The organism is Psychrobacter sp. P11G3 (genome assembly GCF_001435845.1).
GTDB lineage: Bacteria > Pseudomonadota > Gammaproteobacteria > Pseudomonadales > Moraxellaceae > Psychrobacter.
In genome coordinates this window covers 686,860-711,220 of record NZ_CM003596.1, presented here as the reverse complement: position 1 = coordinate 711,220, position 24,361 = coordinate 686,860, and the positions used below count along the sequence as shown (strand labels likewise).

At 37.0% G+C, this 24,361-nt stretch carries 18 protein-coding genes; 7 read left to right on the top strand and 11 right to left on the bottom strand.

The annotated features are described in order from the left end of the window. Window positions 1–5: 5 nt before the first annotated feature. The 4 genes from AK824_RS02895 to AK824_RS02880 form a co-directional block, all read right to left on the bottom strand. Entirely contained in the window at window positions 6–2,207 is a 2,202-nt protein-coding gene (locus tag AK824_RS02895; protein WP_057758666.1) for a DUF262 domain-containing HNH endonuclease family protein, read from the bottom strand. 90 nt (window positions 2,208–2,297) lie between these two features. Continuing rightward, window positions 2,298–3,134, bottom strand: coding sequence for a phosphoadenosine phosphosulfate reductase domain-containing protein (locus AK824_RS02890; protein WP_057758664.1), 837 nt, complete (start codon window positions 3,132–3,134; stop codon window positions 2,298–2,300). After that, complete coding sequence (locus AK824_RS02885; RefSeq protein ID WP_057758662.1) at window positions 3,134–6,502, bottom strand: hypothetical protein; 3,369 nt, start codon at window positions 6,500–6,502, stop codon at window positions 3,134–3,136. Before AK824_RS02885 ends, AK824_RS02890 begins: the two co-directional genes overlap by 1 nt. A 60-nt stretch (window positions 6,503–6,562) precedes the next feature. Continuing rightward, entirely contained in the window at window positions 6,563–7,570 is a 1,008-nt protein-coding gene (locus tag AK824_RS02880; RefSeq protein WP_057758660.1) for a DUF4007 family protein, read from the bottom strand. A gap of 154 nt (window positions 7,571–7,724) precedes the next feature. On the opposite strand from AK824_RS02880, the gene AK824_RS02875 reads away from it, so the two are divergent. Further along, window positions 7,725–8,882, top strand: coding sequence for a cysteine desulfurase family protein (locus AK824_RS02875; protein ID WP_227511194.1), 1,158 nt, complete (start codon window positions 7,725–7,727; stop codon window positions 8,880–8,882). Between the two features lie 46 nt (window positions 8,883–8,928). Here AK824_RS02875 and AK824_RS02870 read toward each other — a convergent pair whose 3' ends face one another. From AK824_RS02870 to AK824_RS02855, 4 genes are all read right to left on the bottom strand, one after another. Continuing rightward, a complete protein-coding gene (locus AK824_RS02870; protein ID WP_057758657.1) occupies window positions 8,929–12,180 on the bottom strand; it encodes a site-specific integrase in 3,252 nt (1,083 codons plus the stop codon). After that, complete coding sequence (locus tag AK824_RS02865) at window positions 12,173–14,497, bottom strand: hypothetical protein (RefSeq protein ID WP_057758655.1); 2,325 nt, start codon at window positions 14,495–14,497, stop codon at window positions 12,173–12,175. Before AK824_RS02865 ends, AK824_RS02870 begins: the two co-directional genes overlap by 8 nt. Beyond that, window positions 14,497–15,054 (bottom strand): hypothetical protein, encoded by a 558-nt coding sequence (locus tag AK824_RS02860; RefSeq protein ID WP_057758653.1) that lies wholly within the window; start codon window positions 15,052–15,054, stop codon window positions 14,497–14,499. The genes AK824_RS02865 and AK824_RS02860 overlap by 1 nt, the downstream gene beginning before the upstream one ends. A 204-nt stretch (window positions 15,055–15,258) precedes the next feature. Next, window positions 15,259–15,570 carry a hypothetical protein gene (locus AK824_RS02855; RefSeq protein ID WP_057758651.1) on the bottom strand — a complete coding sequence of 104 codons (312 nt, stop codon included), beginning with the start codon at window positions 15,568–15,570 and terminating at the stop codon, window positions 15,259–15,261. Window positions 15,571–15,699: 129 nt separating this feature from the next. Here AK824_RS02855 and AK824_RS02850 point away from each other — a divergent pair, with 129 nt between their 5' ends. Next, window positions 15,700–17,163 (top strand): hypothetical protein, encoded by a 1,464-nt coding sequence (locus tag AK824_RS02850; RefSeq protein WP_057758649.1) that lies wholly within the window; start codon window positions 15,700–15,702, stop codon window positions 17,161–17,163. A 142-nt stretch (window positions 17,164–17,305) separates the two neighbouring features. On the opposite strand, the gene AK824_RS02845 is transcribed toward AK824_RS02850, so the two are convergent. Further along, window positions 17,306–17,584 (bottom strand): hypothetical protein, encoded by a 279-nt coding sequence (locus AK824_RS02845; RefSeq protein WP_057758647.1) that lies wholly within the window; start codon window positions 17,582–17,584, stop codon window positions 17,306–17,308. Window positions 17,585–17,825: 241 nt separating this feature from the next. Here AK824_RS02845 and AK824_RS02840 point away from each other — a divergent pair, with 241 nt between their 5' ends. From AK824_RS02840 to AK824_RS02820, 5 genes are all read left to right on the top strand, one after another. Beyond that, complete coding sequence (locus AK824_RS02840) at window positions 17,826–18,053, top strand: helix-turn-helix domain-containing protein (RefSeq protein ID WP_057758645.1); 228 nt, start codon at window positions 17,826–17,828, stop codon at window positions 18,051–18,053. Window positions 18,054–18,302: 249 nt separating this feature from the next. Continuing rightward, a complete protein-coding gene (locus tag AK824_RS02835) occupies window positions 18,303–19,148 on the top strand; it encodes a hypothetical protein (protein WP_057758643.1) in 846 nt (281 codons plus the stop codon). 119 nt (window positions 19,149–19,267) lie between these two features. Then, the gene (locus AK824_RS02830; RefSeq protein ID WP_057758641.1) at window positions 19,268–19,573 is read left to right on the top strand and encodes a helix-turn-helix transcriptional regulator; all 306 of its coding nucleotides are present in this window, start codon (window positions 19,268–19,270) and stop codon (window positions 19,571–19,573) included. Between the two features lies 1 nt (window position 19,574). After that, window positions 19,575–22,334: a hypothetical protein gene (locus tag AK824_RS02825; protein WP_057758639.1), complete on the top strand. Its 2,760-nt coding sequence runs from the start codon at window positions 19,575–19,577 to the stop codon at window positions 22,332–22,334. Between the two features lie 639 nt (window positions 22,335–22,973). After that, entirely contained in the window at window positions 22,974–23,576 is a 603-nt protein-coding gene (locus tag AK824_RS02820) for a hypothetical protein (protein ID WP_057758637.1), read from the top strand. Between the two features lie 13 nt (window positions 23,577–23,589). Here the strand turns inward: AK824_RS02820 and AK824_RS13495 are convergent, their stop codons facing one another. Both AK824_RS13495 and AK824_RS13490 read right to left on the bottom strand, forming a co-directional pair. After that, window positions 23,590–23,730, bottom strand: a complete 141-nt coding sequence (locus AK824_RS13495) for a hypothetical protein (protein ID WP_156410676.1) — start codon at window positions 23,728–23,730, stop codon at window positions 23,590–23,592. 27 nt (window positions 23,731–23,757) lie between these two features. Continuing rightward, a complete protein-coding gene (locus AK824_RS13490) occupies window positions 23,758–23,913 on the bottom strand; it encodes a hypothetical protein (protein ID WP_156410675.1) in 156 nt (51 codons plus the stop codon). Between the last annotated feature and the right edge of the window lie 448 nt (window positions 23,914–24,361).

Genomic DNA, 24,361 nt, shown 5'->3' with positions numbered 1-24,361 from the left:
TAATTTCAACTCACAACTTGTTTGAACATATCAATTAAAAATTCCTTGCGTTCTTCAAAGAAACCTTCAGTCGGTATATAAAAATCTAAACTATCAGTAGATGGTACTTTGTTCTCTTCAAATAATTTTCTAGTCTGAGTTAAAATAAAATGATTTTCTAAGCCCGCTTTCTCAAAAAATTTAAAACTTTCCATAACAGGTTGGTTAGATTTATCACGATTCTGAGCTCCTGGCAAAGGCATCATATTGCCTAACTCATTTACAAACCTCTCTCTATCTATATGCTTAAAATATTTATTTTCTGCTAAAAAGTTAACTTTAATAGGCTCAATATGGTCAAGCTGCATTTCAGCCACATCTGCTTGGCTTATGGTATTTGCAATAGTAGATGTTGTTAACTTCATTGTAGATCTATTTAGACTCATTTTAATTAGTCTTGCAAAAAGAATTCGAATAGAAAGTGTATTCTTACTGCTAGAGGTATATCTCCAACTTCTTAGCCAGCTTTCAAATTCATTATTTAGCTGACTGTTTAGCTCAACACTAATACTACATATACTAACTTTAGAAGAGCTTAAAAAATGCTGATTTATTAATGAAATAGCAAAACTACGAGGAGCTTTGTAGTCTTTAGCCATAATAGCAACTTTCCACAAACTCTTGGACTGAGTAGTACATGTATTATGCAGATCAATATATTTTAGACCACTACCTGGGTGATTTATTTTTAAAAGCTCCTCTAAAACATTTTTGGCTTTAGATATTTCAAAGTCTGGACTAATAGACTCAATGTTCCTGAAAATAAAGTTTGTTAGCCCTAAAAGTACACCAAACTGATCTTTTGCGTAGAGTAAATGTACAGTTTTATAAATTTCTGATGTTTCTGTACTATATTCTGCTTGCAAGGCAACTAGATCCTTTTTTTGGTATTTTAAGGAAAAAATCTCCATAAGTTTCTTACAAGTTAGAAAAACATTAAAATCTTTAGCTATCTTATATTGGTCATAACGGTTGTTCGAATCATACATGTTAAAGTAATTTTTTAGAGCATCCCTAAAACCTTTTGAGTTGTCATGTTTTATACTTTCTGATCCAGTAATATATCCAACAGCTAAAAAAGTAATAAGTTTCTTTTCGTAGTCTTGAGTCTTATTAAATATTTCATTGACCCACTTATCATCTAGCTCCTGTAATACCCTATCTTTCTCTTCTTCACCAACTTTTGAATCACTTTTTAAAACGTAATTCTTATAAAACTCATTCTTTATTAAATCTAAGTCTTCTAGAGCTAGAGCTCTATCATTCAATACTTCGAACAACGTATAGGCATCATCAGGATTACCGGTTTGAACAATACAAACTTTTACATCATCTATAAACTCTGAGATTATATCTTTAAAACTTATAGCCATTTGTATTGACTTAATATGAGAGGGAGACTTAATCTCAGAGTTAGTTTTATTCTTAATACTCTCAAATATAGTTCTTATTGAGTTTACATATGTTTGCTCATTAGTTGAATAAGGTATTTGGTCCTCATCTAAATCTGTTGAGAAGTTTATATCTTTTTCGTTTTCCAAGTTAATATCAAGTGCACACATTACTTTTATAAGTGAAGTATTGAATGAGCTTCTATCGTATTGGAGGTTTAGGGTTCTATTACATAATAGGCTACGAATTTCTGTCATTGAGAAATATTTATTAAATGTTTCGATAGCAGCATCAAGATTTCCATTGCTCAGCTCGTCTATGATTATATTTTTTATCTTGCTTAAGCCTGATAATGAAGTAGGACTGCTATCATCAGAATCTAGAAGTATAACGTGCTGTAGGCTACCTAACATTTCATCATAGAGTGTAATAAAACGCATTGCATAGCCTTGGTATTTTAGTGTTGATAATACCAATGATCGAAGAGTCATCAGGCTTACGAAATTTGCCAAAAACAATGTTGTAAATCTTTGTTGACCATCGATTAAGTCATGAGGTTGATCAGTATGTATCACTGTTACAATTGATCCACAGAAATAATCACTATTTTCTTCATGATTAAACCAATCGGTAATTAGTTTCTCAACATTCTCTGGAGCCCACTTGTATGGTCTTTGATAGTGCGGAACTTTTAAGGGGTACTGCTTATTGCTATTGTCATTAATAATACGTCCCATCTCTTTAAACTTTCTAATTTCAGCACCTTTAAGATCCATACTTTTCGCCCATAAAAAAACTGTTAACTTATATTACACAAGTTAACAGTTTAGAACATTACAATTAATAGTCAATATTATTCGATAGTTTTACTTATGACACATAACACAAACCTTGCCTTGACCATAGATATCATCCATATCCAGTTCAGGCTCGCCATCCGGACGAAGCGGATTAACTTTGATCCGCTTCTTCATTTTAGCAAGCCTCTTCTCATGATCAGCTCTAATTTCAGCCACTCGTTTGGGTCGACTTAACTCTTCTAATGACTCACGTTCAGACCAAGTGAATGGAGACTGGTTAGCTAACGCCTCTTTTTCATATGCCATAGCTTCCTTGAAAGCTTCAGGATGACGTTCTAAAAGCCCTACCCACTCTATTTTTCTTTGGAAAAAGCAGAATGTGCAGCCACTTCGAGTACGCCATTCATAATAGGCTGGCAAACCAACACCTGAGTTCTCTAAGATATCCATCACGCCAGCCTTGTCGACACCATCTTCTCGAAAAGGTAGTTCAACAATTAGTTTTTCATCACTTGAGTCGTAGCCAGTACGGTACGGTTCATCAGAACGAATGGCAACATAGGAGCGCACCTCATACCCTTCATCTAAAAAGCCTTGAACCCAGTCCTGAAATGGCTTTAATTTCATTTTGATTGTACACCACCGTGCTTGCGGTGATGGTAGGTAGTCATTATGTTGAGTCAACCAAAAATCAAAATTTCTATCCGGATTAATATATTGAATTGGTTTACCTAAGTACCCTTCTAAATAAGATAGGTATTCATATACTTCATCAAGCTCTTTACCGGTATCAGTAAAAAAGTAGTCGATATCTAGTTCTGGGTAGTTATCACGCATATAAATAGCTAATGCCGCACTATCTTTGCCGCCAGAAATTCCTAATACATGTTTAACCTTATCCATTACGATTCCTCTTTTTCATCTATTGAGTCATCTTCGAAGCTTTCTAATAACTTCGCAATTACTGCAACTCTGTCATTTAAGTCTAAGCCGCTTTCTTTTAGAGACTGAGCAATTTCTTTAGCCCTGCTTGTGACTTCCTCAATATTCTTAGAGGTAATATGAGCTTCACGCACTTGGCTAGTAGTAGAGCTTGGTGACTTAGTAATAATACCTACTTTTTGCCTATCTGGACTTGAGTTCACATCAGCGTTAACCTCTGCTTCTAAAAATTGGAAGCTATACGCAGCGATTTGCTGTAGGGCTCTTGTAATATCTTGGTCAATCCACTTTTTAGCGGGTTTATTGCCAGCTAATAGGCTAATTAAGCTCTCAGAATCATTCATTGAGCCATTGTACTTAACCAGGCGTGCGATGTAAGCGTCTAGCAAGTAATCCCCTGAACGGCCAAACAATGCTTCAGAACGTTTATTAATCTCAGCGAATGGATTTAGCTCTTCATACTTGACCTTTAAGAAGTCTAAAAGCTTAGTGTTTATTTCACTCACTAGAGTTGGATACTTATAATCCATCTCATATAAACCTTGAATGATTTTCTCTACCTTCTGCTCATCATTATCACGAGCATTGAAAAACCTAGGTAGGTCATCAAATAAAAGCTGATTAGGATCATTGGCTTGCTTTAAGATATTACGAAGCTGCTTAGTTTTCACAGACAGCTCATTAGTACGCTGTATCCAAGGGTGCATGTTAAAGAAAACACTGACTAAAGCTTGAGCAATAGGCAGGGGCTCGTCTTCAATCTTAGATTTTAAGCGAGAACCAAACTCCTCTTCTAATCGATCTCTTAGAACATGAATCCAAGACTGTGTACCTTCTAGGAAGGAAACCTCTCGAACGCCTACTTCCTTTGGCACTTTAATTAAGTATTCAGCTAATAAGTATTGGACCGTAGGCTTATACTCTCCATTGATATAGTTAGCTAAATCGCTATGTCTTGATAATATGTAGGCGATATATAGAATATCATGTAGACCAGCTTTAATACCGTATGGCGCTTCTGACCATGCATCATATATCTGTTGAGCAGAAACGAGCTCACCCTCGCTTTTCGAAATAACCTCATCAGCTCGCCTCCAAACAGCCTTAAGTCGTTCATTTGATGGTTCAGAAAAATAATAATTCTCTCCATCTTCTGATACATGTAGACCATTTTTTACAATAACAGACTCATATACGCCTTTTTCAGGTGGGAATTTCTCTATCCCAAGGCTAGGCTCATCGCTATTCTCAATCATACGCTTTAATAACTCTCGAATAGCACCTTTGGCACTTGGAGAGGGTTTATTACGATTAACAAGCTCATTATTACACTCAAAGTATTTGCTTACATAATAATCAGCAATAGATGAGGCAAGTGATGATAATTTGAATCTGTTGAGTAAAACTCCTTTTTCTACAAGATGTTTGCTGTACCATTTCGAGTTACTTAAGCTCTTGTCCAGCACTCTATTTAGCGCATCTTCAACTTCAACTAGACGCCCCTCTGTCTCTTGCCGAGCGATTTTATCGTTTAGAAGTCGCTCTTCATTTTTCAAAATATTGCTAAGTGCAATTTTATCTTTAAGCATATCAATGATAGTGGTATGGCTATCAAGGACAGCAATTACAATGTGATTAAACTCATCAGAGCTTGATACAGTTTCACAAACTTCTAAAGCTAGCTTTAATTCGTCATCGTTTTTTGGGATTAATAAACAATAATAACCCACTAAAGAAGCATCAACTTCCTGTTGTAGTTTAAGCAATGTGTCTTTTATTGAGTCTGTAGCAGGTAATAACTTAACCTGCATCCAGCGCAGGCTTCCTATGAGCTGATAATGAGCTTTAGCAACAACTGGCTCAAACTGCTCCAAGTGCTCAAATGGGAGTGTATTGATGTCTTGTAGCTGCTCTTTAATCGCATCAGTTAGGTTAAAATCACTACCTTCACTTAACATGTAAGACTGAGTAAACTTACGATAAAAGATAATAGATGCTGATTCTAACGCTGATACAACACCTTCAAGCTCTTTATCATTAGCCGCAAGTATGCCCTTAAGTAACTCAGGACTTGCATGAATACCAGTTCCATCTGCAAAGATGCTTATTAGTGAAACAGTCTTAATCAGTTTCACTGCCATCTCACCATTCAACTCTTCATAGCGATTAACAGCCATTTGAGACAATAGCCACTGCTTACCGTACTCTGAAGCTTGAATAGTGCTATTTAGGTTGCTATCTAAATAATCCCAGAACATTTCTGGTGTGAAAACAGTAAAGCTATCTAGTTTAGTATTTTTAATATAATAGCCAAAACCGTTAGGCTCGGCTGACATTAAAAATGAGAAAATACTACGCTGGTTTTGACCGAAGTTTTTCTTAGACAACTGACATACCAGTATTGCAACTAATGGATGCAACGGGAATACATTCGTTAGCAGCTCAGTCATTTTCTCTGAGTCAGTCTTACGGTTGCTTGCAATGTTATTAACTACGGTATCGACTTGGCTCGAAAATTTAGTGTTAGCTCGAATATCCAATAAGTCTGAGTCATTTACCTCAATTACCTGACTGATTAAATGAATTTGCTCGTCAACTGATAATGTCACAGCACAATCAACAAAACGACCTTGGATCTTAAGCCACTCGTCATGTGTTTTAGCGGTTGCTTGGCGTGCATACGCCATAAATGACTGATGCAGTACGCCAATGAATAGCATCTTACCCTGAGTGCGGCTTACAAACTCTGCAAGCTGCTGGAGAAAGTAAATATCTTCTGGGCGGCTGCTCTTAGCAGCACCATCAAATACCTTACCTAGCTCATCGATAAAAATCAGTAAACGCTGATTTTTATCAATGCGGCTTTCAAGAGCTTGTAAAATATCTTCTGTAGTCGCACTATTTTTTAAGTCCAAGGCTTCAATGAACAACCGCTCTGGTGCAGTAGTCTGACCAATTAAGTTTAAGACATGCCATTGATGCTGTTCAGGGCTGAAATGCTTAATAATTAATTCTTTATTCTTATCACTTAGTTTGGCTCTAGCTGCTTCAACAACCTGGGGATTACTATTAATTAAAGCTTGTAAGAAAATAGCGAGACTCGATTTACCTGATCCATAAGGACCCGTCCAAGTAAATGCGGCCTGCCCTGATTGCTCTATGTGCTGCATCATTTTAATAATGGTTTGCTCATAGGATATTGGACAATAAAAGTTTTCGAGGGCCTCTAAATTGCCATGGTCATAAGTAATGTTAACCGAACGCTGAAAAAACTCATTTCTTTCAATGGCGTCAACAAGATAGGTTTCTGATTGCTGAGTAGTATTCATAGTTTCAAATGACTCTATTATTAGTTATAAAATACAGTTAATTATTATTTTGTGATTTTATTATCGACTATAATCTTCGTCTTTCATAAAGCGTATACTTTGCTCTAATATATCGTCTAAATCACTGTCATCAGTAACCTGAAACTGTCTAATACCTGCAGACTGTGTCCAAGCTAAAGAGTAGTCTGAGTCTTGCAACTGCTCAGCGAATCCAATAATAGCCTCCTCATCTAACATAAACACTCGACCTGGCGAGCACTCATCAAGGGTACACATTTCTAAAGAGAGAGTATCTGCAGCCCCATTATGTACTTTCCAAAAGTTAATGAGAGCATATACAAACACATGCAATGTTAGAGAGTTCTTCTCACCTCTTAACGCCCTAATACTTTGTTTGCTAACACGGGTTAAAAGATCTAGTTCAACGAGAGGACCCTCTAAGGTACTTTCGAAATCTTCATTGGCCTTGCGACGTTTTGTCGTATAATTTTGGATAAAGCATTCAATATCACGCTTTATAGTAGACTCTGATGGGACTGATAGATTATGATCTCTCATAAACTCTTTCAAAAGTCTCGCAAAGTCCTCTCTTGTGAGTTCCGACTTTGTATTGATATTAAAGAACCAGTAATAACTTATTAAGTTAGGGTTCGTTACTAGGCAGTGGTGAAGTAACCAGATAGTCGATGGTGATTCTAAGTAAGGGTCAAGTCCATTATCGCTAAGAAAATTTTCAGCATTATAAAAGCTGTTAACATGCTTAGTTGCGTCTATATTGTTATGATCAGAGAATTGATCGGCACCTAATCCCTTATGGGTATTTTTGTAAGCACTATCCTCTCTATAAAGCATAGCGGTATGAGTCGACCAAAATCTCATAGCATTAAGCATATTCTTACCTACGCCAAAATCTGCAATAGCAGTATCCTGAGAGAATACATTGTTGACATCAGGCTGAGCTTCAATCTGATCGTATGCCTTTTTTATCCATCCATACCGTAAAGGAAATGTATCGTGACCAGAAAGTGTAGGTTTAATATTTTTAATCAAAGAGGCAAAATAACGCATAAAATTTTATCAACCCAGTTTATTTATATAATATAAGCATTTCTTCATTGGGAGAACTCTCCAATGAAGATTATTGTATCATGATAATATAGTTATGTAAGATTAAAAACGATAATAATATTCAATATAAATACTTGGGATGTTTATAATTTCTATGAAAAACATATACTTAGATTACAACTCACATACTCCATGCGATACTTTAGTCGTTGAAGCAATGAATGAATTATGGACTCAGCCTGGTAATCCCCACTCAGTTAACCATGCTTTTGGATGGTCTAAAGAACAAGTTATTAAAGATGCTTTGGAGAGTTTTTCAGAAATTTATGATTGTTTTGAGGATGAGCTTATATTTACGTCGGGTGCAACTGAAGCTAATAACTTAGCAATTACCGCAGGTATCAAGATTGCTAAAGGTCTAAAGCCGAATGCTAACACTATTTTAACCAGTTATTTAGAACATAAGTCTGTATTAGCTCCCCTAGAGCTTATCTCTAAAAAACTGAATTTAAACCTGGTATATATAGACTTAAATGATAACGGTAAAATTAACCTCGAAAATCTTGAGCATCACTTATATCACAATGATGTACTCTGGGTATCTTGCGCCATGACAAATGGAGTTATCGGTACAAACCAACCTATTAGCACTATCTCTGAGATATGCAACCAGAACAATGTCTTTCTTCACGTAGATGCCTCACAAGCAGGCTACTTACCTATCAGCTGCTTGGATCTAGATGTGGATTTCCTGACTTTATCTGCTCACAAAATATATGGCCCTTCGGGAATTGGTCTACTTTACTCCAAACACTTACAAAACCCTGACTTTGAGCCTATGATTGTGGGTGGCGGACAGCAAGATGGACTACGAGCTGGAACTCTCGCTACTCCTTTAATAATCGGCTTTCAAAAAGCGGCTGAGATAATGTGCGAGAATAAAGAGGTAGAAGCTGAATCGCTCAAGCAGCTACGCCAAATACTCCTCGAAAACTTAAGCAAAAAACTTGATGTTGAAGTTATTGGAGATGCTGAGAGCCGCCATCCAGGAAACTTATATCTTGCAATATCAGGTGTAGATAGTGTTCAGTTATTGAACAACCTACAACCCCATCTTGCCTTTTCTCTTAGCTCAGCTTGTGATGGGTTGAATCGGGAATACCCTCCACTTTTAAAAGCAATAGGTATAAATAAAGAAAAAGCTGAAACGACATTACGAATTTGTGTGGGTCGTATGACTACTGAAGCAGAAGTTACACAAGCAGCAAATATGATTGTTAGTACTGCGCATAAAGTAAATAAAATGACTTGATAATTAATGTTGGGGTTCTACCAGAATCTGAGATGGGCTCCTCCTCTTAGTTAGCTACTAATACCATCAACAAATATCCTAAGTACTTGATCACGCCTGATGAAGCATAATAGTCTTTAGTTAAAGCCATATTATTCTCTGACCTCTTACGCTTTTTCTGTACAACCCTTACCTCATAGCCATGAAAACTCTCACGAGCACCGACACGTATTGAGCTGTTCAGACTCAAGTTTTTTTTAACATCACTTACAAGTTGCTCGCTATATGCCCTAACCTGCCAATGACTGGCATCAATAAGCTGACAACCTACTAGCATAAAACTCTGTAGCATCTTCAGCTGGATTTCCTTAATACCAAAATGAATCGATGAGTTATTTAAGTTATGTTTATATGCAAATATCTCAACAAACATTCTCAACTTCTCAGGATCCTTTATAGACATCTGATATGCTCTATCTAATGCTCTAATTATTATTTCCTGGTTTTTACTACCTTTAGGCCTACCTAGTAATAGCCTGTCGTCATCGAACACCACACTAGCGCGCAGATATAAACATTTAGATTCATTTAGACTTATACCATGTCTAATAGCAACTTCAGGTAACAGCTTATCTCGAGAGTTTTCTTTTAACTCCTGCAGCTCCTCTAAAAAACCTATGACGTCCGCATATTTAGGATGAATGAAAATTGAATTTGCATTCATCCTAAATTCATTCAAATTACCGTTTAACAGTTGCTGGCTAGCATTGCTATTAGGTTCATCTGCATCCTTAAATAATGGTATTTTATTAACAGCTATTTTTTTAAGTAAATATGGCCTTATCTTATCTAACTGCACCGTCTTTGTCGTTGCATCATAAGCAGTTTTGTCTTGTCTATAGATAGCAGAGTAACCAAGTCCAGTTATTAACTCTAAAACTGTTATAGGTAGCTTCAAGCAAGCGTTACTCAGCCGCTCCCCTGCCAGCAGATGAGCAGTATGAATATAATGCTCAAATGTTGTGTCACATGTTAAATGCCCTGCAATGCTTGCCAGCCCAAACCAGGCGCCCTGCTCTTTATGATAGCCAAGGACGCCTTTTATTACTTTTTCGCACTGCTCATTATCGTAATCAGTCATCACCTGTGCCAATGGCGACTTACCTAGTACTAACGCCAGCTGACTAATCGCAGTATGCCTAAAGCTGTGAAATGTTAAGTCGTGCTCTTCTAGCAATCTATCCCAGATTAACTTCATAAGATTACTAAAAAATACACTGGGTAACGGCTGATAACCTGAACCTTGAGAAAATAAGTAACGACGCTTCAGTCTTTTCTGCTGATGATATAACTGAGTAAATTGTTCTAGCTCGTCTTTTTTAAGCAGGCAGTTAATCGGTATAAGGCGGCTTGCGCTGCTACTTTTCAATCTCCGATAGCGATTTGGTCTTAACCATATTTGCGGCTGTTCTATTCGTTGTCCATGCTCATCAATATAGATGTCCGCTATATCATTAACTTTAACACCGGTAAGTTCTTTAATTCGCATTCCTGTCCGATACGCAAGACTTAAGACTACTAAGCAAAGGTTTTTCTGCTCATAGTCTAAATCTGAGGTGCCGAGATACTCTTTCATCGCATGATATATTCGAGGTGATATCATGTTCGCTTTCACAACCTGACGCTTATTACCCCACGGAAAATATACATATGGGGCATCACAAAACTCTTTTTGATAATCATGGAAAGCTCGTAGTCTGCCGTAAGTAAACTTCTGAGTATCTTTAAGCTTATATAAACTTGAAACTTTGTTTTTCTCTACAATCTCAATAGTTGAGCTGTCAATAATACTTTGACTTAATACATCGTCTGCATAGATAGCTAAATCACCATCCGTATCTAGATTGTCTTCATTAAAAACTGAGTCTTTGTGCAAAATAGATTGCTTTCTTCCATCCTTAATCTTACTTTGAATGATCTCCTCATATACAACTTCAAAGTCCTCGTTAGACCATTCATCAAGATTTTCATCCATTGTTAGCATCAGCCAATCACGACCAATACATCCTAAATATTTACTGATGGTATCTAGTCTATTATTACTATCACTCAACAAGCTCTTTACCCACCCTAAAAGACGCGTGGCATTAGGTTGAGTAAACTCCTGCCGCAACAGCTCTATTTGCATAACAGCTGGGGCTTTACTGCCCTTAAGGGCATCTTGAACTTCTTTAATCAGATTTTTACTAAAGCTTGGATATTCCCTACTGTTGGTACTTTTTTTGTCTGATCCTGAAAAGCTTGCTACAAATAACTCTGACCAAGTGAGCGGCTGTGGGTTTGATTTAATCACCTCTTGATTATAATTAATAAGCTTATTTGTAGTTAAGCCAGTCGTTTTAATTTTTCCGTGTCTAACAATAGACAGCGCACTATCTATATCGGCACCCTTCATCTGCCGCCAGTGATAGTCAGCGTATTTTATTAATTGCGATAGATGCGGTTTACTTTTATCTTTATTTTGTAGTTTTAGCTTCTTACAAATATCACTAATAATGGTTTCAAACGATTTCACACCTTCTCTATTCAGCTTTTTATCTTTCAGCGCATATAGAACGCAAAATGTCATATCGTCAGGTATGTACTCTACATAGCGCTCTAAGCTTGTAGTAGATACATCCTTTAAAATATGACCTTGCGTATGAGAACAACCATAATTGTCATCATCAATACTTAATAAAATTAGCGCTAAACTCTCGCCGATGATACCTGAACCTGGCAATTTATCAGTTGCTGGTAGTTGCAATTGATATATCTCACGTTCGCCTAGGAGCCATTGATACAGTGCTTTTAACACATCTACATCATTCAATCCTCCATACATCACGCTACAGTAGAGCGCTGACTCAATCAAATCATTATTTGAAAACCTTTTTTTTCGTTGCCATATTTCAATCATTTGCTGGCTAGCAAGGCTTACTTGAGCACCATTTATCATCCAATCATAGGATATTGTTAAATGATCACGCTCTGCTATTACTGGCACAACCGGTTCATCTAAATTCAATCTATGTAATTTGTTATAACTTCGAATAAACTCTAAAAATCCTTGTCTGGCTAAGTAATAGCTGTGCGCAGTATCAAAATGCACCTCAAGTATGCTACCAATGGTTTGATAGTATTCAGTTAGGTCTTTTCCTGTGGGTATGTGATTATCATCAACATACGAAGCTATCAAAACCTTAGCCTCATTTTTGATAGCTTCATGACTTTTACTTTTATTTTCTTCTCTTAACTGATGGGCAACGGCATTATCCATATATATTCACCTCAACTTGTCGTAGGTTAAGCTGAATAGCAACTTTATCTAAGTCAGTGGATAACTCTTTTAGCTCATTAATGGATAATGACGACATTGAATGCATAGCCTCCTGATCTGGATGTTCATGACCATATAAGGCGCAGATCAAATGCTCAGTAGACCTATTCGTTAGCAGTGAACGTAATTGATGTCTTAGCCAATTATCTTGGTGACTAAAAAAATGTTTTATCTGATAGCGAACCTTACTAGGCGTGATACCGGTAAACCCTTTAGGATTTTGGCTAAATAGCTGAATGATGGGCTGACTAGAGTTTAAAATATTATTTATAGGAAATTGATCATTGGGATATATAGAATTATGCATGACCGCAAATTGCTTGATATATTCAATATAGTTTTGAATGGCTGTGATTAAGAAATCACTAAGAGGAATAAGCCTTCCCTGCCCTTGCCCATGACGCTCTTCTTTATCCGACACCCATAACAGCCCCTGCCTAAAATCAAACTGATTTAAAAGCCCAGGCGCATGCTTTACAGGTCTAATCCCAGTCTGAATAAAGATGATGTGCCATAGCCAGACGCCATAAGCATTAAACTGCTCAATATAACGGTCCTGCCTTATGCTTACGTTCCGCTTTAATCGACCGTTATAACTCTCAGCTGCCTCAGCAAGCTCATCAAAAAACTTTTGACAAATATCAGTATTCAAAGTCATGTCAGTACCGATATATTTTTTATACCGATTGCTTTTCGTACTAGACATACTAAGCTGTCGCAGCTCACCTTGGCTATCCGCAGTACAGTATTTGGTCAATAGCTGTATAGCGCTGTAGTAGGTCTTCTCTAAGCTTATCGTCTCAATACTAGTGTAATACAAGGGCGAGCTGTGTTTCACATCAACCCCAGTAATCATGTCGGCATGTAAAGGCTCTTGCAGCTCATTCTTTATAACTGTATATAAACAAGCGTCAATATGCTGATTCGATAACACTGGTAGCTCTAGTTGCACTTTTAAGCTTGCCAGCACTTCAGACACTTCATCGCTATCCACCAAAAACTTATTTTCAATAACTGCTTGCAGTCTAGCTGGCAGAGGTAATTTAAATTCATTGTCATGACTTTGACGATGTGGCAATAAGTGACTTCTACGATTCGAAGTTACGTTAATAGTATTACTCATAGCATAACTATCAGCAGCCGACCCACTCTCATAACCCAACCACTTGCGCTGACTTTTATCCAGTTCTAACTCATAAATCACGTCTTGAATCTTCCGACCACTTAATAGTGATAGTAATATGACCGCATAAATCTGACGCTGCTTATAACTGACAATAATAAAAAGCTGCCACACCCGAGCAAATAGCATCTGATAGCTCAGTAGACTTAGTTGACGTAGATTAGTAGGAAAATGAAACTGATTACGGCGGGCGTGTCGATAGTTGTTTTTTAGCTTCCATTGCTGCAACTCAGAGGATTTAGCGGTTGTACTGGAAGGCTTAAAATCATTATCTAAGAGCGCAGGCGGGTCATCATCAGCAATATTTTCAGCGTCCGCCACGTTATCATTTTTATGGGATATGCCAAATATTGTGACTCGTAGTGGCTCATCAGCACTATCAAGGTATCGCTTATTAGCGTGTTCTTTACTAAGCTCATTGTTTTGTGAGTTGGTATAAGTTTTACCTACAAACGCTTTGTTCTCTGCAACCACTTCATAGGCAAGTCTTATTTGACCAATTTTACCAGCCAACTTTTGATTAACCACTTTTCCTGACTCTTCATCATCTCTTATCTGGGCTTCATATTGACGTAAAACCGCTAGTACATTTGTCAGTGAAGTATATTGTGCATGGATATCAATCAGTTTTATAACAATCTTAGATTGTGGATTATTGTCTTTTAAGCCCATCCTTAGACGCACACTTAGCTGACTGACTTTGGCGGAGTGGTCATCCTTACGTATAGCAATCATAATAATTATTTGCAGATATGCACTCATAAACTGCCATGCTTCATCATCACTACGTGCTTGACCATACCTCTGGCAAAACAAGACCAGCATATAAGTGACTGCCCAATCTTCAATCTTTTTCTCTTTGACGATTTTCCTGGCAATAGCTTCACATTCAGACGATTCAAATAATGGTATATCTATTTTGTCATACTCACCAATATGTAGGCAGAAGCTTGGATTAATATCAAGAGTATTAATAATCAGACTCTGTATTTTTATACAGTACGGTGAATCAAGTGGCACTAGATGATCTAAAACCCTCTGTAATTCGCTGTTATCAAATTGCTTTATATTCATTAGGGTGCACCACTCAACCAGCTCATGCTTTGAGGAATACCTAGAACTCGCTCTTCTATTGCAAACTTACATTGGCGATATTCATAACTACTCTGGCTAATACCTGCAAAATGGCAATAGTCCTTTACCGTCAGTTGCTTAATTTCCATTAGCTGACATATAACACTTTGAGGTGCAGTACGTTTAAGCGCTTTAAACAAATCAGGATGGTGAATACCTTTCAAGAATATCAAGTCTATAACCTCCATCCATGCGAGCTGCTGAACATCTTTAATACTTTCAGGGATGATTAAACATGGGTAATCACTCTCGAGCCTTAAGGCCTGATCGACTCTTTGGAAATCATTAAAGAAATAGAAAGCACCGTCTCCTCCATCAACCAAGCGAAGTGGTGGACGGTAGAAGTTATTCAAAAACTTCGTATTGATATAAGTAGTCTTAGGTCTCAATCTCTGCCAAATACATAAAGCAGCTCTAGCATACGGATGTACATACAAATCATCCTTACTAGGATTAGCAAGTTTCTGCCTAACCTTAAGTTTATTATTTTTCATCATATACATAATAATAGTGAATATAATTCATGTTATCCAATAATCACTTAGGTGTCAAATGCTTTAGTGTTGTGGGGCTTAATATCGTAAAATAATTAGTATTATTAAGCAGTTAGTATTATTTTAGGCATAAAAAAACCTCTTGAAGCTATAAAGAATATAGCTTCAAGAGGTTATTAATTTTCATACTTTTATTAGGTGAGAAGGTTAAACTTGGGGTTTACGCTCTTCATTTTTATCCCTAACGATTTTGGCTAATTCACTGGCTTCACGATCTAAGGCAGTTTTCAACACAGCTACTTTGTTGACTTTAATTTTCTTTTGCTTAGCATGGAGATCAGCAGCCCTATCTAACTCAACTTGCTTATTTAAATCAGGCAATAACTCTGGAGTTACATATCCGTACTCATCGTTAAGAGTGTTCATTATTTCATTTGGTGAAAGCCCCGTTTCTTCTGCAAGGACCGAGACGCTCTTAGCCAAGCTACGTTGTAAGTTACGTTGTACAATATTTGACATATTATTTACCTCTTTATTAGACATTTTAGTTGTTTAGGCAACTAGCAAAAACTAACCTGTTGCTCTGGTGTAGATATTAAAACAATACTACGATCTAAAAAGCAGAAAAAATTAATAAGTGAGAAACTTATGGCATCAGAAAGTCAAGAAAAGTTATTAGTGACAAACAAAGATGAGTTGCGCCGAAGGCATAAAGGGAACTATGAAGCAGTGGCTAATGGGGAGATTTATCTCTTACCATATGAAGTATCGTTACGCTCTAAGAGTGACTCATTCTTTTTATCCCTATCAAACTATGACTTTCTAAAAAGTACTGATATTGATGGACAATTAACGCTTAAAGGGCTTAAACAAGAATTACGGGTGTTGGATGATGAGAAAAGTAATAGTGATTTTTGGAAAAACCTTAATGACTCAGCACTGAAGACGCACTTGAACACAATTTTGGGTCTATATAGAGGTAATAAAAAGGATAAGGATTGGCGCCGAACCTACTTAAAGCAAACAAAAGAAACAGATATTGATAAACCATATCATAATGATATGCTCAAATGTCTTTATCTTTTAGCTCATCTACATAAGGCAAGTCCGACATTTATCCGCCAATTAGCTTTGGTTAATGATGCTTGGTCTACAGATTTAAGAGTATACTACCCTCGTAAAGACTTCGTATTTAGCGAAGAATACGGGGGGTACTTAGCGGAGCTTTATAGTAATATGCTTTATCATCAACCTAACGAGGTACGTAAAGTTTTAAAAAATCTTGATCGCCTAATTGATAAGATGGTGGAACTTCCGGAAGGAATATTTCGAGATATTTTAGATAGACGTAGCGCAGACAATGACAGTCCCAGTCTCAAAATTCTAAAATATAATCAAATTTCAAGCATTACGCACCACCAGGCTTTGCAACGTTATTTGACTGATAAAATAACAGGTGCCTTTTATGATGATTCCTTCGATTGTCTAAAGAATAGAGACAATCATGGGTTAGCGAATGAGAGACATTATTGGCTAGTAGCAGCTCAATGTCTACGATTGAAACTAAGAAATTCTATGACTAAAAAAGGAGATTATTGGTACTCTGATGGTAATCAATCCATATCTCAACAAGACGTGGATTATCTCATTAGTTTACATGCTAATGCGTTAGCAGCTGACGCCTTACAAGACTTAAAATTAGAAAGCCCAGGCTCTAAAAGTGGCAAGAAGGATACATCTCTACCAGCTGCTATTCGAAAAATGGCCGAACAGAATCCGCAAACAGTCAATGAAATATTAGAAGCGCCTGCACTAGATGTTGCTAACATCCCAGAAGTTTATGCTAAATACATGTTGTACCGAACTCAATATGCTGAATTATACCGTGAACAAAGACACTTAGAGTTTATTAAGAACATGAGACCTGACCCGAAGGTAGAAAAAGTACTTAGCTATATTAAAGGAAATAATTTAGCTCAAATACATGCTGACGTTAATGAAATCGAACAAATAATAAAGGGAATGAACATTTCTCAAGGAAATATGGATAATATAGAAGATGTTACAATCGTTTTTGAATATGGAATGCATGAGTTGCCGAAACGAGAGTGATTATGCTTAGTACCTAGGAGAAAATACCTAGTGTTTCGTTAGAGCAGTCTAAATCAGATAGAATCTGTACAATACTTATAACAGACTCAATTAACAAAAAAACGATGTCTTATTGAATAGACTATTGTAAACAGACTAATCCTTAATATACAGGCAAGCTGTCATAAAGTCTGATTTTTAACTCTTGACACTTTTCATTGAACGTATCACCTTTCAAGTTAATTAGCTGGTTTTGTACCCAAATTCGTATCGCCATATGATTGTTGAAGCAACTATCAATCTCTAGAAAATTCGATAGAGATGTTCCGATGGGAATAGACAGCTCACAAATGAGATGGTTAGCAATGCGATTAGCTTCATCATCAATACTGCCCGTTGGTTTTAACTCTTTACGTAGTTCTTCATAACTAATATTTAGCATAATACTACTCTCATTTTCTAATTAACCTTAAAATATATAATAAGTAGATCTTGCTAGTATCTTTTGTCTATTTGTAGTTATAGCAAATATAGGCATTTCGGCAATGAAAGACACCTATGGCATAATAGTTATTTAGTCGATTAATTGTTAATAGCTAGCATTACTTCATCACTACTTACCATACTTTAAATCATATTATTATCACTAGCAAGCATTTTATTATCACTTTAGGGACTTATTAATGATTAAACTCAATCTTCCTGTCTTATTTGCTAAAAAAGGATTGCGTGTTGCAGATGCAGATAGAATGTCTAAACTAGGCAGGTCCACTCTCTATAGAATGTACAATAATGAAGTGACACGTATCGATTTTGAGACGCTTAATGAGCTATGCAAGTTATTAGACTGTAAACCAGGTGATATTATTCTATATAAAGAGGATGATCCAAGCGGAAATAATGAACGATAGCTATTGAGAATCATTGCTATAAAACATTCTCTCAAAAGAGGTAATCTCTCGAACAATAGTGAATTAGTCTTTCTCCTGATGATGAGGCTAACGAAATACTAATACGTGAGGCAGCAAATCTAAACCCTTTACTCTAAAAGCAGTTAAGACTTTTAATCTGGCATAGGAGTGTTAAATTTGGGATTGGAATATATTATTAGTAGTAGTATCTATTTATCCCTACGAAATAAATTATAAGGCAATAATCATATGAATATCTTCGACTTAAAAGAATACTTAAGCATCGATGAAATGATCACATATATGGATCTTTATAATTTTGGTGAGGTAAGTAAGGAGAATGCTATCACTTTAGTCAAAGACTTAGTTAGAGAGGGTAAGCTGAGTTTAGCTATTTGGTATAAGGGTCAGTTTGTTCATGAATTAACAACAGCTTATCAGGATAAAGTAGGCAAAGTAACCACTGAAATTGAATATGAAAAATGTTTTTTAAATAATAATTATATATTAATTAATGATGAATATATTTTAAGTTTACTTGCAAAACCTGGAGCAGAACAAGCTAGTTTGCAAATCAAGGACTTTCCCGAAGAAAAGCTTTATTTTAAGTTTACTGCAAAAGAGATGAATGACTACTACAATCAAAAAGATTCTATTATGGAAATAGATATTCCTTATTCATCTTTCCTGATAGATAGAGCAGACTATGTCCTAGAGATAGATGACATTAGAATTACTAAAGATAGCCTAGATAAATTAATAAATAAGCCTGATACTCAGCAACAGTTAATAGATAAAGATCAGAAAATTTCTGAGTTGGAAGAGCGATTAGCAAAGACAGAAATTGAGTTGGCTAATCAGACAGTAAATGCCGATGAAGAATTGCACCCGAAGACTCTAAAAGCAGTAACTTGCATATTAAATGTATTATTTCATAAAGCTCAATTGGATATTACCGCACATCAGGGTACGACTAACGCAAGAATAGTTAGCTCATCAAAAGATCTTAATGCAAAGATAACAAAAAAGCCTGTCAGTTATTGGATCAAACAAGTTCAACAATTGAGAATTGAAACACAAAAAAATAATAACTAAAAAACAGGGGTATATCACGGTTATATACCCTTATAAGCCTCCTGCCCTTACTCATACAATAGCTTCACGTTAGCCGTAACAAACCGTTATAGCTCAATTCACTACGTGGAGCTCTATAAATGAATAAGCAACAAGAAACCAAATCAGCAGCTGCTCTTAAAGTAGATAGTAAGCAAAAAATGATGCCTACCACTACCCTTCCATTAGAAGGCATGAGCCGGGCTAGCACGATTTTACCTCTATTACCTTTCGGCAGCACTACCCTATGGCAATGGTCAAAAAATGGAAAGTTCCCTACACCAGTTAAATTATCTCCAACTATTACTGCATGGCGTAATCGTGACGTATTGAATTGGCTTGAGCAATGGCACCTTGATGAATCTGAAATTAACAATTCTGTTAATAACGAAGTGGGTGGGTGCTAATATGATAGATATTAAAAATACCCCTGACGCGGCAAACGTAGGGGCATTAGTAAAGCATGAACAATTCAATACTAAAATCAGAGCAGACTTCAGTATTGTTACGAGTATAACACCAAAGACGCTAACTAAGAAGCGGACGCTAGTCGCTAATGGTGACATGATAACCGATACCGTAGCGCAAATGACCAAAGGCAAAGCGGTAAACGTCAGTACTAATAGCGTTCAGCAAGTGGCTAATATATTGGACAGCCTAGAACATAATCAGGCGGTAACATGGGGCATTCATGCCGGCGTGAATAATGAAACGCTGCTACTAAGTAGTAAAATTTATGAGGAGCAAGGCAGACCAGACAACACATTAACTCGCACAAACAAACATTATAGATGGGGCAATCATGGCGGCGTCATGATGCTTGATTGTGATGATAAAACACTATCTAAAGCTAACTTTATCAAAGCCGTTAATGATGTCATACCACTTGATAACATACCTTACATATGGCGCCCCAGCTCGAGTAGCTATATCTATAACGGCAATGAACAGATGAACGGCTTAACAGGCCAAAGACTTTATGTTTTTGTGACTGATGCAAGCGACATAGCACGCGCTGGCAAGATATTGTTCGAACGTCTATGGCTTAATGGTCATGGTTATTATGAGATCAGCAAAGCAGGCAGCTACTTATCACGATCACCTATTGATGTCGCCGTATTTCAGCCTAGCCGCCTAGACTTTGCCGCTGGCTCGCATTGCATTAAACCGTTAGAGCAGCGAGCAGTGGCAACAGAATGCTATGAAGGGCAGCCACTTGATACAAAGGCCGCATTACCTGAACTGACAACCAAACAGCAAAAAACACTAGCCGAAATGAAGATACAAGCTAAAGCGCCTTATGCTGATGAAGTGGTAAAGATACGGACAGTATTCAGCCATGATAAAGCTATTGCTAACCTAACTAAGCAAGGCATTACAGAGCCTACAGACGACCAGCTAACAGCCGCAAAGAATAATGTCTTACGTGCCCTCAATATGGACGTATTAGCCGGCGACTTTATTATCACATTGGCAGACGGTAAACAGATAAGCATAGGTGATGCTTTAGATAATCCAGAACACTATCACGGGGCAATCACTAAAGACCCATTAGAGCCTGACTATAATAATTATAGCAACACAGGCAAACTATATATTCAAGGCCAAAGTCCGCGCCTATTCAGTCAAGCACATGGTGGTAAAACATATAAGTTGATAAAGCAACCCCACCGGCTTGAGCACGTTGCTGGCAAGACGTCAGACACCACATTAAAAACGCTTAGAATAATGCAAGCCTCGCCAGATTATTATGATATGGGGGACCAATTAGTAAGTATTAGAGACGGCAATATATTACGGTTTAGTGAATCTTTATTAGAGCATGAGTTAGGCGTTATAAATCAGTATTGGCAGTGGCAAAAAACTGGAAGGACAATGCATGAGCGGCTGATTGATCCGCCAACGAAGGTCATTAAGCAAATACTATCAATGCATAAGCACAGGAACCTAAAACCGCTTAATGCTGTTATAAGCGCGCCGACAATCACCCATGACAACCATATAGTAAGTAAACAGGGTTATGATAAAAGTACAAAGCTATATCTTGATTGCTTAGATCACGGCGTTAGCGTAGCAGCATTAGTAAGTGAGCAGGAGGCTATAGCCGCATACTATGAGTTAATGAAACCGTTTAGTACTTTTGACTTTGCAGACGATATAAGCCGCAGCGTAGCATTATCCGCCGTACTAACAGCGATAACACGCACCACGCAAGCAACCGCGCCGGCGTTCGCCTTTGATGCACCCAAACAAGGCAGCGGTAAGACCTACTTTTGTGAGTGTTTAGGATTACTTGCAACTGGTACAGCCCCAGCTATGACACCAAGCATTGAAAAGAACGAGGACGAAATACGCAAAACCTTATTATCTATGGTCATAGAAGGACGGCGTTTTATTATCTGGGATAATATCATGGGACATTTTAACAGCGCGACGATGGCATCATTTTTAACGTCTGAACGCTTTAGTGGACGCATACTAGGCATGAGCCAAAGTGTAGAAGTAGCACACCGCGCCATGCTTTTATTGACGGGTAACAATATAACCTTAGTGGGCGATATGCCGCGCCGTGTTTTAACTTGCCGTTTTGATACCGGTATAGAGAACCCCACACAAGCCCAGCGCGATCTATCCGCCATTAACGGACTGAAACCAGCCACATACATAGAGTGTAACCGGTACAAGCTAGCCACCGCCGCTATAACCTTAATACGTGGCTACCTTCAAAGTAATGAACACCGCGCCGGCGGTATGGCTAAAGATAGGTTGCCTAGTTTTGAGGACTGGGACACCGTAGCACGCCAGCCGGTACTATGGTTATCTACACAAGTAGAAGGACTGACAGACCCTAAACGCTCGATTGATAAAAACATGGAGAAAGACCCAGAACATGAAGCGTTAAGCGAGTTACTAGCATGCATTTATAAATGGCGAAGTAATATAATATTTAATGCTAGGGAGTTGTACGATCAAGCCTTAATTCATACTCAAATAGATAATAATTTACAAGAAATATTATTAGACTTAAACGGCGGTAAGTCATTGAGCAGCCGATCAGTAGGCGCAATGCTAAAGTTTAGGCATGGGCGCATTGCAAACGGTTTAAAATTGGAACTATCCAAAGCCAGTACTAAGGGAAATAGCTTTAAAGTAACAAAGCTTGTATGACTTATGGTTAAGCATTAACAAACGTAGATATGAGCCAAGCATTAGATTGTTTGGCTTTTTATTTGAGATCATTAATAACCAAAAAAGGTAGGAGTAATAGGACTAGTAGAACTGTATAACCCTAATGGTTTTAAAAATTACTATAATAATAGAGTGTATATTATATATAAGTGAGGTGAAATGCCCCTACTACTGCTACTTGTCCTACCTTTATTAGTGCCTATCCACCCGACATCAGAAAATAGCACTTGAATGATCTATTATAAGTCTATTGAGCTAAATTTATATTAAGTGGTGAATACTCCAAATTAAGGGGACTAGAATATCAAATTTAGATAGACTTTGATTTAATTAAAAAGCTTTAGAACAATTTCTATATCAAGCTTTTTGACCCCTGCTTTCAAATCCGTACAGTTAAACTTGGGATATTTTAATTAGGTGATGTACTTAATATTGGGGTTTGAATTAGACTATATATTGGGCTGTTGCTATATAGGAAAATAAAGCCTGAAGCGCAGAATCCTCTCTAGTATCTTAATATAAAACCCGCTCACTATTAACGGGTTTTATATTAAGTATCATTTTTAAGCTTTACTGTCAGTATGTGCAATAATAATCGTCAAACGTTAGGAAGTACTTATGCAAGAGTTACTACAGTTACCACTGCAAATACAAGCTACATTGGTCGCAGGTTATTTAGGTTACGTAATATTAAAACGTGACTATAGAAAAACTGAAAAACTTACTGATGTTTGGATGTTCGTATTACTCCTTGGTTTACCAACTGCTCTCACCGTCCAACTATGGGAGTCAAATTGGGCTTATCTAGCGGTGCTGTCTGGACCAATTATTGCTTATTTATGGTTGAAATTTGCTGACTATAAATGGACTGATTTTTTGTACAAAAGCAAAGTTAGTCATAATATGAATACAGGTGACGTTTGGAAAACGCTATCTTCTCATAAAGGCGTAGCGGCAACTCAAATAAAATTAGTGCATAAAAATGGTAATCAATATTTATGTAGTAGTACAATGCAGTTTTTTGGAGATGTGTTTGCCCCATTTATTATGGACGAAGATGGTATTGCCTTTTATGTTACCGACACTAAAGGCAAAGAGGATGTAGACTGGACAGAAGTGGGACAGGTTAAACTAGAACCAGAATTTGGTAGTATGATTACTTACTTTCCTCGTGCCGATATAGAGTTTTTAGAAATGAGATATACAACAAAATTAAAATAAAGTTAGTAAAGAACTATTTATGTGGGTTATGCGGTGGTTTTGGTGGTGGTCTATGTGATGCTGGACGTTGTCCATTATCGCTTAGTGGCCAGCCACCTCGGTCTGATTTTTTGTCACCGTTGGAACTTGAACCACTGTTATTTGGATTGGCCATATTCATTTCCTGATACTTTAAAGAAGTTTATTTGTGTGGATTATGTGGTGGTTTCGGTGGCTTGCTAGTTGATTCCGGGTTTTGTCCGATTGCGGCATCACCTATAGAACCACGAATTTTTCCGCCTTGGTCTGATATTTCTTTGCGATCTGAATTCGTACTACCGTTACTTGGATTGCCCATAGTTACATCCTAATATTTATGAAGAAAATGTCTGTAAGTAACATCAAATGTAAAGCCTTAACTTAAGCCCGCCACCTAATATAAAACCGCTATAGCTTACATTATAGTGGGTTCTTTATGTTTGGAATCAATATTTAAGAAATTAGTGATCATAACTCAGAGGGTTACATGAATATTAAAATCATAAATTAATGTGCGTAAAGAAAATAATTACAAAGTAAAATCTAACAAAGCTAAAAACAGTATCACTAAAAATTATTGTTGGTATTATTGTTGGTATCGTTAAACTTTAATAAAATAAAACCTATACAAAATAACTCATACAGTCTTCACTTTACTTCCTGCCGTTCCGACCAGATATATTAAAAGAGTCAGTAACTTAGGTTGCTGGCTCTTTTTTTTGGCTTAAATTTGGTACATGTCTATAATAAGTATTTATACTAAGAAA